14 protein-coding genes are annotated in these 16,873 nt (G+C 37.0%); 6 read left to right on the forward strand and 8 right to left on the reverse strand.

The annotated features are described in order from the left end of the window. Nucleotides 1-25 precede the first annotated feature (25 nt). Nucleotides 26-1,567 (reverse strand): vitamin K epoxide reductase family protein, encoded by a 1,542-nt coding sequence (locus ACOKFD_RS03095; RefSeq protein WP_422859912.1) that lies wholly within the window; start codon nucleotides 1,565-1,567, stop codon nucleotides 26-28. A gap of 458 nt (nucleotides 1,568-2,025) precedes the next feature. On the opposite strand from ACOKFD_RS03095, the gene ACOKFD_RS03100 reads away from it, so the two are divergent. The 4 genes from ACOKFD_RS03100 to dcd all read left to right on the forward strand — a co-directional run bounded on the left by ACOKFD_RS03100 (nucleotide 2,026) and on the right by dcd (nucleotide 5,486). Beyond that, nucleotides 2,026-2,838, forward strand: a complete 813-nt coding sequence (locus tag ACOKFD_RS03100) for a helix-turn-helix domain-containing protein (RefSeq protein WP_422859913.1) — start codon at nucleotides 2,026-2,028, stop codon at nucleotides 2,836-2,838. A 108-nt stretch (nucleotides 2,839-2,946) separates the two neighbouring features. Further along, nucleotides 2,947-4,221 carry an alpha/beta fold hydrolase gene (locus ACOKFD_RS03105; protein WP_422859914.1) on the forward strand — a complete coding sequence of 425 codons (1,275 nt, stop codon included), beginning with the start codon at nucleotides 2,947-2,949 and terminating at the stop codon, nucleotides 4,219-4,221. Between the two features lie 182 nt (nucleotides 4,222-4,403). Beyond that, on the forward strand, nucleotides 4,404-4,868 hold the full coding sequence (locus tag ACOKFD_RS03110) for a hypothetical protein (RefSeq protein ID WP_422859915.1): 465 nt from the start codon (nucleotides 4,404-4,406) through the stop codon (nucleotides 4,866-4,868). A gap of 90 nt (nucleotides 4,869-4,958) precedes the next feature. Beyond that, the gene (gene dcd, locus ACOKFD_RS03115) at nucleotides 4,959-5,486 is read left to right on the forward strand and encodes a dCTP deaminase (RefSeq protein ID WP_422859916.1); all 528 of its coding nucleotides are present in this window, start codon (nucleotides 4,959-4,961) and stop codon (nucleotides 5,484-5,486) included. 56 nt (nucleotides 5,487-5,542) lie between these two features. Here the strand turns inward: dcd and ACOKFD_RS03120 are convergent, their stop codons facing one another. The 3 genes from ACOKFD_RS03120 to ACOKFD_RS03130 form a co-directional block, all read right to left on the reverse strand. Continuing rightward, nucleotides 5,543-6,595 (reverse strand): helix-turn-helix domain-containing protein, encoded by a 1,053-nt coding sequence (locus tag ACOKFD_RS03120; RefSeq protein WP_422859917.1) that lies wholly within the window; start codon nucleotides 6,593-6,595, stop codon nucleotides 5,543-5,545. A gap of 96 nt (nucleotides 6,596-6,691) precedes the next feature. Continuing rightward, a complete protein-coding gene (locus tag ACOKFD_RS03125; protein WP_422859918.1) occupies nucleotides 6,692-7,795 on the reverse strand; it encodes a type 1 glutamine amidotransferase domain-containing protein in 1,104 nt (367 codons plus the stop codon). Nucleotides 7,796-7,948: 153 nt separating this feature from the next. Continuing rightward, nucleotides 7,949-9,955, reverse strand: a complete 2,007-nt coding sequence (locus ACOKFD_RS03130) for a serine hydrolase (protein WP_422859919.1) — start codon at nucleotides 9,953-9,955, stop codon at nucleotides 7,949-7,951. 236 nt (nucleotides 9,956-10,191) lie between these two features. Here ACOKFD_RS03130 and ACOKFD_RS03135 point away from each other — a divergent pair, with 236 nt between their 5' ends. Then, entirely contained in the window at nucleotides 10,192-11,181 is a 990-nt protein-coding gene (locus tag ACOKFD_RS03135) for a sensor histidine kinase (protein WP_422859920.1), read from the forward strand. 5 nt (nucleotides 11,182-11,186) lie between these two features. After that, nucleotides 11,187-11,876 (forward strand): LytR/AlgR family response regulator transcription factor, encoded by a 690-nt coding sequence (locus ACOKFD_RS03140; protein ID WP_422859921.1) that lies wholly within the window; start codon nucleotides 11,187-11,189, stop codon nucleotides 11,874-11,876. Nucleotides 11,877-11,959: 83 nt separating this feature from the next. On the opposite strand, the gene folE is transcribed toward ACOKFD_RS03140, so the two are convergent. From folE to ACOKFD_RS03160, 4 genes are all read right to left on the reverse strand, one after another. Next, nucleotides 11,960-12,664, reverse strand: coding sequence for a GTP cyclohydrolase I FolE (gene folE / locus ACOKFD_RS03145; RefSeq protein ID WP_422859922.1), 705 nt, complete (start codon nucleotides 12,662-12,664; stop codon nucleotides 11,960-11,962). A gap of 155 nt (nucleotides 12,665-12,819) precedes the next feature. Next, nucleotides 12,820-13,353, reverse strand: coding sequence for a molybdopterin adenylyltransferase (mog, locus tag ACOKFD_RS03150; RefSeq protein WP_422859923.1), 534 nt, complete (start codon nucleotides 13,351-13,353; stop codon nucleotides 12,820-12,822). Between the two features lie 53 nt (nucleotides 13,354-13,406). Continuing rightward, the gene (locus ACOKFD_RS03155; protein ID WP_422859924.1) at nucleotides 13,407-15,806 is read right to left on the reverse strand and encodes a penicillin acylase family protein; all 2,400 of its coding nucleotides are present in this window, start codon (nucleotides 15,804-15,806) and stop codon (nucleotides 13,407-13,409) included. A 263-nt stretch (nucleotides 15,807-16,069) separates the two neighbouring features. Further along, nucleotides 16,070-16,849: a hypothetical protein gene (locus ACOKFD_RS03160; RefSeq protein ID WP_422859925.1), complete on the reverse strand. Its 780-nt coding sequence runs from the start codon at nucleotides 16,847-16,849 to the stop codon at nucleotides 16,070-16,072. Nucleotides 16,850-16,873: the final 24 nt, after the last annotated feature.

Below are 16,873 nucleotides of genomic sequence, written 5' to 3' on the forward strand. Positions count from 1 at the left end.
ATGTTTAACATTTGTTTGCCATTTTTTACATCTCACCCACTAGGTCCCCAATAAAGGATGCATCATAGTATTCCGATATAACAACTTCATCGATAATCAGAATAGGTGTATGAAACAATTCGTTTTTTTTGCACCATGCTCTTTGTTGATGCAGGGTGTAAACATTTTCATCCTCTGTTTTCCACAAATACTCTTCCAAAAAAGTTGAATTGTGTCGCTCGTTAAACCATTGGTTTAAACTTTGCATCAAGGCATCAAATCCATTGTTTCTATAAATATTGATCAAGCTCACCGCAACCCGATTACGTTTAGAGTTTTTCTCTTCAAAATGATTGAATATTATCTGATACTCATTATCATCTTTGTTATTTAGATAATACTCATAAAATTGGTTAAACGAATCTTTACAGAAATTACAAGTTGTTGAAATTACAAGTCTTATAATATGATGTGCTTCTGTATTATTATGTCCCAGTGGGTTTAAATCAATGAATGAGGAGATTTTCTTTCCTGAGGAAATCATTTGCGAAACTACTTTTGGCGATCGTTTGAATCTTAATAATTCTATGACATCCTTTGTCATTTGATAGTTGTTTTTTCTTAACCTACGATATTGGTCGACCATTAAAAGCGATAAAGTGAAAAGAAAAACAAAGATTGTTGCTTTTGCGACGAACGAACCAGCTTCGCTATATAGGACTACTTCTTTTTGGATATAGAAATTGTGGACAAAAACAAGTATGGCCTGACCGATTATGCAGAAACTTGAAAGCAAACATAAACGACACCAGCTTTTAACGATAAATTTTTGGATAAAGATTGTTGCACACACCATCAAAAAGGCGACTACATATAAGAGAATATGCGTAACATCAAAAATTGTGTTCCATAATGTATAGACTAGTGTAGAAATGAAGAAAGAAAACAAAAAATCGTTCAGGGAAAAGGAGAATAGCCGGTATCGTGTATCATTCAAAACAGTGCTGCATCCCTTTCCTTTTTCCTCATTCCCGCAAATTTTATCCGCTAAATATGAGTCCACCTGATTCGTGGTTTTGAATATCTCTTCGGATAAAACCAGACCAATAATACCTAGAATGCCATAGATAAGAATAAGAGGTTTGGACCAAAAAAATATGAGAGGTATAAGGAGTAAAGTATACAGGATAATACTGTTTTTTGTTAGGGTGTTTCTCCTCTTTTCATCATTTTTTTCAGCTATCAATACAACTCCTGACCACATTTTACAAAAATCTTCATAAGAAATATGGCCCCTTTGTTCATTTAACTGAATACTTCTCTTGAGTTTCTTAACATGTGCAAAATACTCTTCTTTGCCATCATCGTTTATCAAAGCAATAAAGTTGTCAGGCAAATATTCCAACTGTCTATGTTCCACTTCTGCAGCGACATTGTCAATTTTTAGGAAATTAAGCGTTTCAGAAACTGCAAATAAAGAAGGAGTATAAGGATGACTGAATAGTTGAAGTTTTAACTCGCTAGATGAAACTTTAATATTGAGCGCTTTAAGATAACCCAATAATGTATTAGAAAGCGTGGAGTCCATGAGAAAAGGGTTTTCATGAAGATAATTAATTAACAAGTATTATATTACTAATAATGAGCTAAAATATTTCTTTTAATGCATCATCTCAAGCTCCAATTGTGTTGTTTTCGTTTGATGTTAATACAATTCAAACATAGAATACTGATAGGTAGCATAACTTTAACAAAGAAGTTATAGTGGGTTCTATTCTTGCTTTTTACATTTGAAATAGGGTGAAAATCCATTGTTATCCTGTACTATGTATAATCGTATTGTTTGATATGTTAGACGCCATACTCGTATCTATTATTAGCAGTCTTGGTTTGGGGCTAAGCTTTTTTTTCGGAATAGTTTTTTTGAAAAATAGAAAACTCGAAAATCGTATTCTGGGCTTGCTTTTAATTGTTTTCGCTCTTCGTATTACAAAATCCATTCTCTACAATTTTATAGAACTTCCTCTCTTTATAAAAAATTTAGGTTTGGCGGCAAATTTGGCTGTTGGCCCGCTTTTATATCTATATGGTTTGCAATTGTTATCCCAAGATCAGTCTTTTAAAAGGGCTAATTTGTTCCATTTTGTACCCTCCTTGCTATATGTTTTGTTTGGTCAAATAATTCCAAATTCGGCAAGTAGTGTTGTTTGGAACTTCAGTTACACTTTTATTTTACTTCAGTCTTATATATATCTTGGGTTGAGCCTATACCTGTACCTTAAGAAAATGAATCACGTGCAGAAAGAGCTAAGGCTATGGTATATACGACTGATTTTTACCTTGGGATTGGTATGGACGACCTACACTTTGATTTTTGTTGACGTTCTCCCCATTTACTCTGCAGGTCCAGTAGCCTATTCCATTTTTATAGTGTTACTGGCATATTTGGGAATAAACTCGAAAAAAACTTTCAATCTCAGTCTAGCACCCAAATATGACACGTCTAATCTAACTCCAGAAAAGGGCAAAGCGTATTTTAATAAAATTGAAGATGTAATGAAAGAAAAGCAGTTATATCTAAATCCAGGATTAACTGTGACAACTGTTGCCGAAGCTGTTGGAATATCTTCTCGGAACGTATCTGAAATTATAAACAAATATGCCAACCAGAATTTTGCCAGCTACATTAATAACTATAGAATAGAAGAGGCAAAATGTTTGTTGACAACACGAAGTAAAAAAACTAAAATAATAAGTGTTGCCTTAGATGCTGGATTCAACAACCTATCTACGTTTAACGTTGCATTTAAGGCTATAACAAATTTGACCCCTTCGGAATACAGGGCCAGGTATAATTAAAGTTTGCCCTTTTTTAACGGCAAGATATCCGAAAAATCGTTTTCCAATTCATGAATCCATTGGCCGAAGAGGTTCTTGGTATATAATTTACCATCAAAATCTTCATTCATGAAAAGTACTCAGATTCTCCTTTTTAGTGGGTTAATGGCTCTTGCTCTTCAACTAGACCATCTACATGCACAAGAAACCGTTTTTGATTTTGACAGTAATAGTATGGCACCCCATAAGAATGTTAATATGCCATTGTTAGAACGATACTTGAAGTCATACGATAAGAATGGAGTATTTAAGGAAGAAACGATTTTTGATAGAAATAGTGTAATCTATAAAGATGATCTTCCAATACCTGAAGTAAAACGATACGAGGAAATTCTCGGTATATCAGGAAGATATGAATTGGTAGGAGATGTGAAGTTATGGGTCGAAGAAACTGGTGAAGGGGTTCCTTTAGTTTTGGTTAGCGGAGGGCCAGGAACCAGTCTACATTACTTCCATCCTCATTTCCTTAAGGCTTCACAATTTTCAAGAGTAATCTATTATGATCTTAGGGGCGTAGGATTATCGGAAACAACATCAGCCGAAGAAGGATATAATTTAATGCAAGCGGTTGATGATTTGGAAAAGCTAAGAATAAAGTTAGGGATTCAAAAATGGGTTGTTCTGGGCCTATCGTTTGGGGGAGCAATAACCCAGTTATATTCCCTAAAATACCCGGAAAAACTGTTGGGTATGGTTCTGGTCGCTTCAGCGTTACCTATGTCAATTGATATTGGATTGGGTACAAGGCAGTATGATTATCAATCTAAAGAAGAACGCAAAAGAATTGAACAAGTCTATTCCGTTAACGGTAAAAGAGCATTCCCGGTACACTCTGAAACAGTAAGTCCGGATTTGCAGCAAAAAATGTTGTTCAATGCCTTTATGAACGGAGATTGGAAAAGACGGCATTTGAGAAAGTGGACCATAAAGGATATGGCAATGTATGCCAGATATGAGTTTGTTCATGACAAGAACTATTATAGGGATATGCTTAACGATTACTTCAACTATGACCTCAAAGAAGCATTTAAAAGTTGCCCAATTCCCACGCTTATTATTGATGGCGAATGGGATTTGGCGTATTCTTCAGAAAAACATGAACTTACGAAGAGCCAGTTTCCAAACGCCAAAAGTTTGTTGGTCAAAGGTGCCGGACATATTCCCTACGAGGATGATCCACTGATTTTTTTCAAAGAGCTCAAGCGGTTTTTAGAATTCTCAAATGTGTATCAAACTACCACCCTTCAGGCTTGGAAGGAGAAAATCAATCTTAAAGAGTATCGAAAAAGAAATATGATTCAAGACCCAAACTTTCAAAATAGAAGGAAGGCCCAGAAGAAGTAAGAATGAGCTATATGGCTAGACAATCCTTTTTTTTCTTTGTTTAGAATCTTACATCAATTAAATGCAACTCAGTTGCATTAATAATATTACGTCTTATCTTTGTAGTATTGACACATTACTAAATCCATGTTCGGAGCAAGTATGTTTTATAAATACGGATAACATAATCAATACAAAATCGAATGATACAAAGACAAGGCCTTAGAACACACGCACTTTTAATTCTTGTGCTTGGAATAACTGCACTAATATCTGCTTGTGGCGATAGCAAGGAAAAGAACGAAAACCTGCAACAAGCCTTCAAATTTCATGAGGAGGCGATTAAAGTTCGTCAAACGGCCGAAGACCAAATTTCCAAACTCAAGGCAAATACCGATTCTTTATTTGTTGCGACGTATTCAAACGATTTAAAATCCATTAGTAGTGCATTAAAGGCATGGGACGGACAACTCATAGAAGTGCCTGGTTTTGAGGAAGAACATGACCATTCACATCACAATCACTCCGGTCACGATCATGATCATGACCACCACCATCACAATCATTCACAACAAGAACTGACACCAGAACAACATTTGGAGGTCCAACAACATCTATTGCAAGAAATAAAAGGACTTGTAGAGAAAATCAATAGCATAAAACAATAGCCTTGTTTTACACCAATATCTTTTGGTTTGACTCAATAGCCATAACTCTTGATGGATTGCCACGTGTGGACAACATGAAAATAGTGTAGTATGATATTAAGTGGTTTGGAAATAGCCGGACGCATGGGCACGGACATAGCAATAGATCCTTACAACCCAAAACAACTCAACCCCAATAGTTATAACCTTCGACTTCACGATGAGTTATTGGTGTATGCTAATCCGGTATTGGATATGAAAATTGATAACACCGTATCCAAATTAACTATCCCATCGGATGGTTTGCAGCTAGAACCGGGCAAGCTATATCTCGGTCGCACCATGGAGCATACACGTACGGACAATTTAGTTCCTATGCTTGAAGGTAGAAGCAGTATTGGTAGGCTTGGCATGTTTGTACATGTGACCGCAGGTTTTGGAGATGTAGGGTTCAACGGTTATTGGACATTGGAAATTTTTGTGGTACAGCCACTTATCATATATCCAAAAATAGAAATTTGTCAAATCTATTACCATCACATAGAGGGCGACTATACGACATACAAGAAAGGAAAGTATCAAAACAACGAAGGTATCCAGCCAAGCAAAATGTTTCAAGATTTTAAGCAAAACGAATAGGATAGCTATTTGACCATTATGTTTGTAAAACGCTCGTGCCTATTTCCTTAAATCACTTATGAAGTTCCCTTTTTTCGATATGAAGAAGGGGTTGTACCCTCAAACTTTTTAAAAGCTCCATTAAATGAGGATAGACTGCTAAAACCAACATCAAAGGCGATAGATGATATGGTATATTTTTCATTTTCGATATTTAAAAGCATTTTTTTGGAGTCTTGAATGCGCCGGTAATTGATGAAATCGTTAAAGTTTTGTTTTGCATGTTCATTCACAACCAGGGATATCTGTTGTGCACTCTTCCCAAGAATTTTGCTAAGCTTGGATAGTGAAAGGTCCGGTTCAAGGTACAATTTGTTGTCTATGACCAGTTTAGAAACCTCATTAAAAAGGTATTTATTGGTGTTTTCTTTGAACACCATACCGTCCAAATCGGTAGCCTTTAGTTGAAAAGCTCTATAACTTAAAAAATAAATAACCACGGAATATAATATAGGTCCAATGATGTATGGTACAGCATCGTCCAGAATATTGAGTACATAGGTACCCCAAATTAGCATGAAACCAACTAGTAACGAATGTAACCATACAAATACCGCCTTTTGGGATTTTGTCTGCTGTTGTTTTGGAAATTCCTTTTGTGTCAACCGAAATTCACGCCATGCCAAACCGATATAAAAAGCCAAATGGAGATAAATAAAAATAAGCCCACTAGAAAAGATAATGATAACCCACTTGCTATTCTCATACCATCCTCGAGTCACGAACAGGCTTGCACTAAAAATCAGAGTGAAAGGCACCAATTGCAGCAGGTAAGATTTGGTAATTTTGAACTTGGTGCGGGTCATACTAAGCACATACCAACGCAATAGCGGCCCAATCAACAATAGGAATGTGAGTCCGATAAAAATAAAAACTGGCTCTAAACGTTCCCCAAAATTAAGCAGTACGGATTTTCCAATCCGAAACGCCATAAAAATCAGAATAAGCCCCAGAAGGAGATTGGATTGACTTTTTTTCTTTTTAAAGAAAATGAGATAAATGGCAAAGAGCATTCCATGCAGGAGACCTGCACTACTAAGAACTATCAATGCTACATCTAAAACTTTCAAAAACCAATGTTTTGACTAAAATATAAATATTTAAGAGGTCAACCTTATAAACCTATCAGGACTATAAGCCGTCTTTGTAAGTATTTCAATTGAATGTTATCTTTTATTGGACATCTTTTTACTGTAAGAGGTCAACCCTACCAAACCGAAAAAGCTACCAATGTCTCCTTGCATTGCTGCAATCAAACTGTGTTTAGCGATAAGAATACGTTCTATTTCAACTTTCCTATCCATATACATCTCTTCAATTAGGACCTTGGCATTTTGTGAACCAGAATTCTCATACGCTATCAGCACTTCAACCGCATTTTCTTCGGCAGTAAGACTTCTGTACTTCGGAGTATATCCCATTTCTTGGACCATAGTCTCGGCCATTTTCCAAGTAGACCAAGGATTTTGCCCGGTCACTAAATTCTTCTCATGGCTTATCTGTTCCAAATACATCGCACCTTCATTAAATTGGGCTCCTTGATCTACCAATTGATCCTGTAACAGAAAGGGGAATATGGATTTTGCTTCGGGTATGAGCAATAATTCTTCATCGTTGGTGAACCCACTTACAGTTTTGTCTTTCAGTAAATGCTTGCCATTATCTAAAACTACATTGACCAAAGCCGCGGGACCATGGCATACAGCCCCGATTACTTTATCGGACTGATATAATTCGCGAACAATTGCCTGTATGGCTTTGTTCTCTGGAAAATCGAACATGGCACCCTTGCCACCAACAAAGAATACTGCCTGATAGTCGGATGGTTTAATCTGGTCTACTGGGATGGTATTCGTGGCCTTATGTTGCGCAATGCTATCGTTCAAAAAGGCAAAGTCGAACTTTCCCATATCCTCATCATCGATAACTACCTTGGGTTTACCCCCTTTTGGACTAGCAATGTCAACATCAAAACCATTAGCTTGAAACACGTAATAAGCACGTGATAGTTCCGTAAGTTCATAACCAGTGCTCTTACCACTGGCTCCCATGGTTTTTGCACTTGTAACCACGGCCAACACTTTTCCTCTATAAACTGGTACGTTTTGGGTAATATAGGTTAAGTCGGTTGGTTGGACTTTGGTAGGGTCTACTTGCTCATCTTTTTTGGGAATAAGACTCATAAACCACAAACCAAATCCGAATAACAAAAGAATCAAAGAGGTAAGACCAATCAGACTCCATTTAATGATAGGATATTTCTTGAGCATACTATTAAATTTATAATTACGCTACGAAGAAAGGTATCATCCTATGCAAAAGCTGTCGAAATGATAATTCCGTCAGTGTAAAAAATCATTCCGTTAGTACATTGACCTCACCTACTCTAATGCTAAGGGTTTTATGAGAAGCGATATGCTTTACTACTTCTGCAAAAAAGCTGGTAAAATTTGTTCAGCAATTATTTGCAGTGTTTTGTTTTCGTTATCATGGGCAGTAACAACCACCATAAGGTCAAGTTCATCAATAAGGATGATATATTGTCCTCCTCCACCCTGGGCAGACCTACAGAAGTACGTGGCATCTCCAACTTTTAAATCCGCGCTCCACCAATAATAACCATATCCCTGTTTAGAGACATCCTTACCGCCACCATATACATCATCGTCACCCGTTAAAAGTATTCTACTGATGGCTTTGTCAATAAACGCTTCTGAAATTAGCTGTTCGCCGTTCCACTTACCTTTGTTCTTGGTCAATTTGCCCCACTTGACCATATCGCGTGATGTGAAACTAGTACGCCAGCCTGCTTCAGGCAAACCGCTAGGTGAAGTTTTCCAAGTATAATTGGTAATACTCAATTTATCCAGCAATTCAGTTTTGATAAAATCTTCTGCAGACCCTGGAACAACAGCTTCAATAACCTGCATCACTAAATCAGGGCCAGTGCCATATTTAAACTCTTGAGTAGCTGGAGTGATAGGTGCGCTATGCTCAAGAATGGCCTGTATCTGCTGCTGTCCCTGTATTTGATTGGGATTTTTCCGAAATGCTTCCCACTGTTCCTCAGAGATTCGAATCCCAGTGCTCATGGTCAATGCCTTATGTAAGGTAATTAGCTCCGCACCTTCTACAAATTTTGTTGAATCCAACTCTTTCAAAAAACCAACCAAAGGTTTTTCTAAATCAGCCATGGTAAGGTATCCCAGTTGAATGGCTCTTCCAAGTGCCAGGGAAGTATATGCTTTGGTAGCAGACGCTTGTGGATGGGGCAAATTCATACGCCCTCGTGAATAATAAGACTCAAAGACCAGCTGATCTTTGTGGTAGATAAGAAAGCTATCGTAATAGTCGTGTTTCTTGTTTGCAATTTCTTCAGCTAGCTCACGGATCATTTTTGTATTGCCTCCATTATCCGCTATTTTTCCAACGCTAATCCCATCTTTTCTATCCTCCGGCTCAGTACTTATAAATGCTTTATTGGTTTGTGGAATATCAAAAAAAGAGAGGGCCTTAACACCTATGGTATCATGGTTTATTGTTGTTGACAACCATGCTATACTTTGTACAGCAGTCATGGGAAAAGCAGTTTGATGATTACCTTCAATAAGCTTTTTTTGTAGAGATAAACCTCTATCCCTCCTTCCTTTCAGAACCCGAAAGAACTCTTCCATGGGCTCAACCATTTTACTTTCTTGATTACCGTATGAAAGAAACACGTTTGCATGTAAACTTTTATCCTCATCTGAGGTTATGGAATCGAGTTTGGCATTAAGTGAAGATAAATAAGGTACTTCGTTTTGTATAGATGGACTACCTAGAATGTAATTAGAAAAAGTATCCGGTTGGGTCAACAAGACATAGGCACCAAACTCCCCTCCCAATGAATACCCAAAATAGGTACGGCTACGCGAATCTGCGCGATAATTACGTTCCACATAGCTAATGACTTCATCTCGAATAAAATCTAAATGCGTATTGGCCTGACCTAATTGATATTTAGCTTGGATTTCTGGTTTTTTCGATTCTTGCATACTATAATCTCGAAAACGACTAACATGTTCACCAACTTCTTCTTTTAATTTTTTATTGATGTCTTTTTGCCACGAAATCCCAACTAGAATGATGTCTTCAAGCATGTATTCTGTGGAAGCAGACAATATTTCAAGATGCCATGATGCATCAGTAAAATAGATAACGGGATAGGTTACATCTGTTTTTTTGGAATAGTTTTTTGGCAACTTTATATAGAGTTCGTAGTTTCTTTCCAACTTCGCATTGGTAATGGGAATCACCTCAAAATGTGACAATCCTAAGGAAGACCTTTTGGTATCATGTTTTTTGGTTTTTACACTTTTTCCCTGAGCAAATGTTAGGGCAGTATTAAAAAGCACAACGGCAATTAATAACACAATTTGGATTGCTCTCATAATTAATTTCTTTAGTTTTTTATTGGAATCAATCATTAGCATTTTATGCCTAGCTTTTGGCACTCCTGACTAACTATCAGATAAATGTATTGTAGAATATGGGACATGGATTTTTTATAGGATAAACACAAAATTTAAATGATGAAGTCATTTCATCATTGCTATCAGCCTTTCATAAGAAATTACAAGAACTCATACCTATACATAGTACCTTTGGCCTTTTAACCAAAATATTTATGTTCAGTAGGTCTTTGAAGAATACCATACTAATCAATATAGCGGCATTCGTTTTGGTCGCTTTACTTGAGATATTGAGCATTTGGACAATCAAAGACAGGTTTGATACTGATTTTTTGTTTTACCTGCGTGGAATCAATTATGCAGTCATAATAATGATTATAATTTGGTTCAACCATTTTGTACTTATTCCCTTTTTTCTAGATAAACGCAAGTATCTATTATACGGTATTTTGCTCATTGGGAGTATATTTTTGGGCTCTTACATTAAAGGGTACGAAAGCGGATGGGAAGTGGTTTCCAAATTCTTTTTCTTTCTTATATATACCACCGGAACAGGTATGGCTGCTTTTCTTTTACGCAGGAATATCATTATCCAAAGAGAAACCGACGAAAAGGAGAAACTACAAAGAGAGATAGAGCTCAACTATCTAAAAGAACAAGTAAACCCACACTTTTTGTTTAATTCTCTAAACAGCATTTACTCCCTTTCTCGACAACAATCGCCAGAAACCCCTATTGTCGTTATGCAGCTCTCAGAATTAATGAGGTATCAATTGGAAAGTGCAAAAAAAGATACCGTTTTGCTGAGGGAAGAACTTGAGTTTTTAGAAAATTATTTGCTACTTGAAGAGAAAAGACTTAGTAAGCGCTGTACTATTGAATTTGTGATTGGGGATGATTTATTGGATTATGCCATTTCACCTATGTTACTTATTCCATTTGTTGAAAATGCAATAAAGCATGGTGCCCAAAGTACAAACAAGCAAAGTGTAATTGATGTTTCGGCAACTATGAAAAAAACAAAACTTCATTTTTCGGTTGTAAACTCCAAACCTACTATAGTCAATGAATCTAAAAGAGAAGGTATGGGACTTGAAAATGTGAAAAGAAGGCTTAATCTATTATATCCCAATTCCCACACGTTAACAATTAATGATACTGATAAAGTATATCGTGTGAATTTAACTATTGATTTAAAAGCTTAAAGTTAATGTTTAAGGTAGGTATTATAGATGACGAAATATTAGCGCGTAAAGTGATAGAAGAGTATTGTAGTAAAATTGATAACTTTCAAATAGTACTAAGCACCGGAAATCCTCTTGAGTTTATCAATTTTATTCAACAAAACGAGGTTGACCTGATTTTTCTGGATATCCAGATGCCAGAACTTAATGGAATGGAAATATTGGGTGCTTTAGTAAGACCGCCTAAAGTAATCTTAACTACCGCATATTCCGAATACGCCTTGGAAAGTTATGACTACGGTGTTGTGGATTATTTATTGAAACCCATTAAAATTGAACGCTTTCTAAAGGCCATAAACAAAGTTTCGGCTTCTACAATAGTGACTCCGAAAAAACATATTCAAAGTGAAGAGCTTCAGATAAAGCATGACGGTATTCCCATTAATGTTCCGTTTAATTCTATCCTTTTTATACAGAGTTTTGGAAACTATTTGAAAATCTTTACCGATTCAAGGATGTATTTGATATCCGAAACACTAACGAATATTATCACCCTATTGTCTGAAGATTTCCAACGCACGCATAAATCATATATTGCCAATTTGGCTAGGGTTTCCAAGGCATCACGGACCCATTTGTTTATTGAAAATAATCAGGTGCCTGTAAGTACAACCTATAAGGTTATAGTCTCGGAAAAATTAAAAGCTTTGTCATAACTATTCGAAATAAAAAAAACCGGTAAACACCATTTTGGTCATTTACCGGTTTAGTTGTATTACGCGTACTTCGCTAGTACTCTTTAATTATTAATGTAATTGTAAAGTTCTTGTATCTTTTCAGGGGTGTTGAATTTTCCACCGTAAAAAGAGGTAACCGTAGCCGAAGTATCATCTTTTATTCCTCTAGAGGAAACACATAAGTGTTTGGCATCAATAATTACCGCAACATCTTCAGTATCCAAAATGGATTGTAGCTCAAGTCCAATCTGATTATTCAAACGTTCCTGTACCTGTGGACGTTTGGCATAGTATTGAACGATACGATTTAATTTTGAAAGCCCAATTACCTTACCTGATGAAATATAGGCCACATGGGCCTTACCAATGATAGGTACAAAGTGGTGCTCACAATTGGAGTAAAACGTAATATCTTTTTCAACCAACATTTGGTTGTATTGATACTTATTATCAAAAAGGGCCACTTTAGGTTTATTGGCAGGGTCCAGTCCAGAGAAGATTTCATCGATATACATTTTAGCCACCCGCATGGGTGTGCCCTTCAATGAATCATCTGTTAAATCCAAGCCCATAACATCCATTATCTGAGCAAAAAGCCCAGCAATCTGTTTCTTTTTTTCTTCATCCGTTTGCTCAAAAGCATCTGGCTTCATGGGTGTTTTGACGCCAGTATATAAATGGTCATCGCCAATCTCTTCGTGAGTTAAGGTGTTCAATAAGTCTTTTCCGTTTAGGTAATCTTCGAGTAGAAGTTCTTGATTTTTCATACGTTAATTCCAGTGGAGCGGGTAACACTCCCAGTTCAATTAATAAGAATTTTTTATAAAGCTAATGATTTGTTTAATAAAATTCGTTAAATATTAAACAAATTTAACAAACATATAGCCTATCTAAAGAAAAACAAATATCGTACCAATAGTATTTAGCCCTGGCGAGGTCGAAATACTTTCATGGTTTCAGGATTAGATTCCAAATAAGGTCCCCCAATTAAATCGATACAATACGGGATGGCGGGAAACACAGCTTCCAAACATTCTCTAATGGATTTTGGTTTACCTGGCAGGTTAACAATCAATGTGTTCCCACGGATTCCAGCGGTTTGCCTAGAGAGAATGGCAGTTGGCACATATTGAAGACTTACTTGTCGCATTTGCTCCCCAAATCCTGGCAATAGCTTTTCGCAGACGGCTATGGTTGCTTCCGGTGTTACATCTCGAACAGCAGGACCTGTACCTCCTGTTGTCACGATTAGACAACAATCTTTGGTATCGGCCATATTGATTAATTCCTTTTCCAGTAAATCTTGTTCATCAGGAATTACTGCATACTCCGCTTCCCAAGGACTGGTTAGCCATAAGTTTAGCAGTCGTTTCACTTCTTGTCCCGGCAAATCTTCATATTCGCCTCGACTGGCGCGGTCTGATACGTTTATAATACCAACTTTTATGTTTTCCAATTATTCTAAATTTTAAAATTTAATAGATATACGCTTTAAACGTTTACTAATTGTTATTTCTGCGTAGGGATTAGTTTTGTTGTAGTTACCGCAACAGAATCAATTTTACTACGGGAATAATAAACGGGGAAATATTCGTCTTTTGCCCAAGGTTCGAACAGGTTATCATAAAACGAACTATCTGGATTGCCCGATTGTCCAGGACCATTGGAACCTAAAGCAGTATCCCAATTGCCGGTATTTACAATTATACGAAAAGAAGCCCCACTACTCTGCCTTAGATTACTTCCCGTGGAACCAGGAGTGTATGCATTACCTCCTCTTGGCAATGGACCAAGATTCAGTTTAGCCTTAATGGAATCGTTTACAACTTCACCAAGCGCATGCTGGATATATGTATGTTTATTCTTTTCTTGTCCGTATTGCCATGAATCCATATCTGCTCCAAGTTTATTTTCCAATGCATCAACGCCCTTGATAAAAGCATTGCTCAAAAATTCATTTCTTCCCAAAATAGGATTTACCCCAAACCTTTCATCCGGTTCTTTGAGCCATTCCATGATTCGTGCCAATTGAATTCCTTGGACTATGCCTTTTCCTTCCTCTGGAATGAACCGTTCATTGGCCATTTGTTTAATTTGGTTTTCCCAGGCTACATAAATGGCTGCGGGAATGGACGTTGCTTCGAGTTTATAATCCCAATCTCTTAATTTTCCTTTAGCCCTATCGGCCTTTCCAGTAAAAGCGAGATTTTTCAACATCGGTACCAAAATCCTAGCAGGGATGGAGAGATAGTCGGTTTGTAAGGCTTTCATATCTTCCATGGTCAATTTTTTATCTGAACCTAGTACTTCATCCACACGATTTCCACGGTATGGATCAGACCAGGAGTAACCAATGGCATCCCAATGCGTATAATCCTCTGGGGTTACATTTTGGTTTGCTGTTGCCAAGTATCCTTTAGCGGGATTATAATTATTTGGTTTTTCTATAATGGGCAAATAGCTATCCCATTCATAACGCCCATCACCTGGAACAGGAACAAGACCACTAAAATTTTTACGAACTGGAGCAATGCCTACGGCTTGCCAACCTATATTTCCTTCTTTGTCTGTCCATATCATGTTTTCCCCAGGGATATGGCTATAGTTACATGCTTCCCGAAATTCTTCCCAAGTTTTTGCTTGGTCCATCCGTAAAGAAGCTAAATAGGGAGACCCTCCTGGTTCCAGCCAAGCGCATCGCACAGCATAGGCCACATTGTTTTCGGTGTCAATATGGGTGACAGGTCCATGCAAGGTATAGTACAATTGTGCTGTATAGTTTTCTTGGTCCTTTACCTTTATAGTTTCAACAATCTGCTCCATGTCTACCCAATCGCCTTTATATTTATATTGATTTGGGTTTTCAGGATTCAATTCATAGACATACAAATCTTCGCCATCTGTTCTAAAAACGGTAAGTCCCCATGCACCATAATCATTATGTCCGATGGATATACCAGGTATTTCTGGTTCGCCTCCTCCAATAACATTCCATCCTGGCGCTACTAGGTGGCACATATAACGCAAAGAGGGTACTGCAATGGTCCTATGTGGGTCATTGGCCATATAGCTGTTACCATCTGCCATACGACTTCCGTTTATTGACCAATTATTGCTTCCTATACCGTAAATATCGTTTTTGTCCTCATAGGCCGAAGCTACAGTTTCTTCTGCCGTAGCGCTTTGAAAGGCGGGAATAATATCATCTTTGGTAAACTCTACAGGTTTACGATAGGCATTATACAAGGCTAAAATGTCGTCCGATAGCAAATCCGTGTTTATACTGGGGTCAATTGTTAAATCAGGTTCTTTAGGATGAAACCAGTAAAGATCTTTAACGGTCTCCGTACCCAATTTGGCTACTGCACGTCCAATCTGCAACTCTTGACCAATATTCCCTAGTAATCCTTGATGTCTAGAAATCACGACCTCTGGTGTCCATTTTTGAGGTTGGATATCCAACAATTTGAACTCAATCGGTAGCTTTTCCGGGGTTTTTAAAATAGCATCGATGTATGCATTTACCCCATCGGTATAGGCTGTAATGATTTCAACACCATCCTCATGATAATGGTTCATCTCAGTAGTCATATTACCCCTAAATTTAAACAGACGCGTTCCTATGTCCCGGTTTAATTCTTTTTCGCCAAGAATTTCAGCAACTGTACCCGTAGCCTGTCTGCGCCAAATCTCGAATTGGAAAAGCCGGTCTGCCGCTGCTGTGTAACCTTGTGCAAAAAACAAATCATGCTGGTTTTTAGCATAGATATGGTTAATGCCCCATTTATCCCTGATAATCTCCACCGACTCTTGAAGTCTTTCTGTTCGAAGTTCATCTACAGGAGTAGTTTTAGCATTCTTACAGGAAAATAGAGTTATCACCAAAATCAGGGCACATAAGTTTTTCATACGACAGGTTTTATTTTAAGTGTACTAAAACTAATGATTAATTCTACTTATTCACTAAAAAGTACGATACCAAAACCTAAAGTTTCAACCGACGCCTTGAAAACCATCATTGTCCTGTTTTAATTTGCACGATGATCAATGGATACCAGGAAACATAAAAAAACCAGCTTTTAAAAAAGCTGGTTTAGTGTGAATTAGAGTTTTATCGCCTCAATTTAAGCGCTAACCAATGGTATCTAGCATTTTATTCTAAAGCTTTGATGTTATTGTTTATATGCGATATCTCGATTAATGGAGTTGGCGAAATCAAAAATCTGGAACAAATCCTTTTCATCTTTAACATTTAAAGAATTTTTTTTGATTAATGTTGCCACTTGAACTTTTTCACTTTCATCAAATAAATCAATCAATTTCGATTTCTTACTAGGCACTAGACTTGCAATATTGACTGCAATATCCAATACGTAGAGTTCGGTACGCTTTACAAACTTACTTGGCACATCTAACATTAAAGAGTTGGCAGCTTTTTTAGCCTCTTTATAAGATACCAAAGGTCTTTCCATAAGCTGATATCTATTTCCATTGCCCTTAGTCAATAAATACTCTTCAAGTCTGTTTCCTTTTTTGTCAATAAACGCCACAAACCTCATCTCATCTTGGTTGTTAAATACAAATCTTAATTTTTTATCATTAACCAACGCTTTTGCTATTTCTTCAGAGGAGTTGGTTTTTTTGATTTCCAATTCTTTGTTATAACCGTTATACCTTGCATAAAAAGTACCTATGCGTTCTTCACCATAAAAAAGTGAACCTTTTTGAAACGCTTCAACTAAATATGGACTTCCCAGAGTATTCGAAAGTTGCGTAGTTGATGCCTGGACGCTTTTTGATTTCAAATCTGCGAATGTGAAGAAATTGGAAACATTCCTAGTTTCCGTATAACCAACAACACTTGCTTCACAAGCTGCATGCACAGTTCCTTGTGCATAAATATAACTTCCGCTAAAAATGGTAACAAACAAAAAGAGGATTAGATTTTTCATGCTAAGTGGTTTTAAATTAGTGAC

This window comes from Flagellimonas ulvae (genome assembly GCF_049333175.1).
Classification (GTDB): domain Bacteria; phylum Bacteroidota; class Bacteroidia; order Flavobacteriales; family Flavobacteriaceae; genus Flagellimonas.

Coding starts and splice junctions, on each gene's coding strand:
- ACOKFD_RS03110 (WP_422859915.1), top strand. CDS start 4,404: ATGATACAAAGACAAGGCCTTAGAACACACGCACTTTTAATTCTTGTG.
- ACOKFD_RS03140 (WP_422859921.1), top strand. CDS start 11,187: ATGTTTAAGGTAGGTATTATAGATGACGAAATATTAGCGCGTAAAGTG.
- ACOKFD_RS03135 (WP_422859920.1), top strand. CDS start 10,192: ATGTTCAGTAGGTCTTTGAAGAATACCATACTAATCAATATAGCGGCA.
- ACOKFD_RS03095 (WP_422859912.1), bottom strand. CDS start 1,567: ATGGACTCCACGCTTTCTAATACATTATTGGGTTATCTTAAAGCGCTC.
- folE (WP_422859922.1), bottom strand. CDS start 12,664: ATGAAAAATCAAGAACTTCTACTCGAAGATTACCTAAACGGAAAAGAC.
- ACOKFD_RS03155 (WP_422859924.1), bottom strand. CDS start 15,806: ATGAAAAACTTATGTGCCCTGATTTTGGTGATAACTCTATTTTCCTGT.
- ACOKFD_RS03105 (WP_422859914.1), top strand. CDS start 2,947: ATGAAAAGTACTCAGATTCTCCTTTTTAGTGGGTTAATGGCTCTTGCT.
- dcd (WP_422859916.1), top strand. CDS start 4,959: ATGATATTAAGTGGTTTGGAAATAGCCGGACGCATGGGCACGGACATA.
- ACOKFD_RS03125 (WP_422859918.1), bottom strand. CDS start 7,795: ATGCTCAAGAAATATCCTATCATTAAATGGAGTCTGATTGGTCTTACC.
- ACOKFD_RS03130 (WP_422859919.1), bottom strand. CDS start 9,955: ATGAGAGCAATCCAAATTGTGTTATTAATTGCCGTTGTGCTTTTTAAT.
- ACOKFD_RS03160 (WP_422859925.1), bottom strand. CDS start 16,849: ATGAAAAATCTAATCCTCTTTTTGTTTGTTACCATTTTTAGCGGAAGT.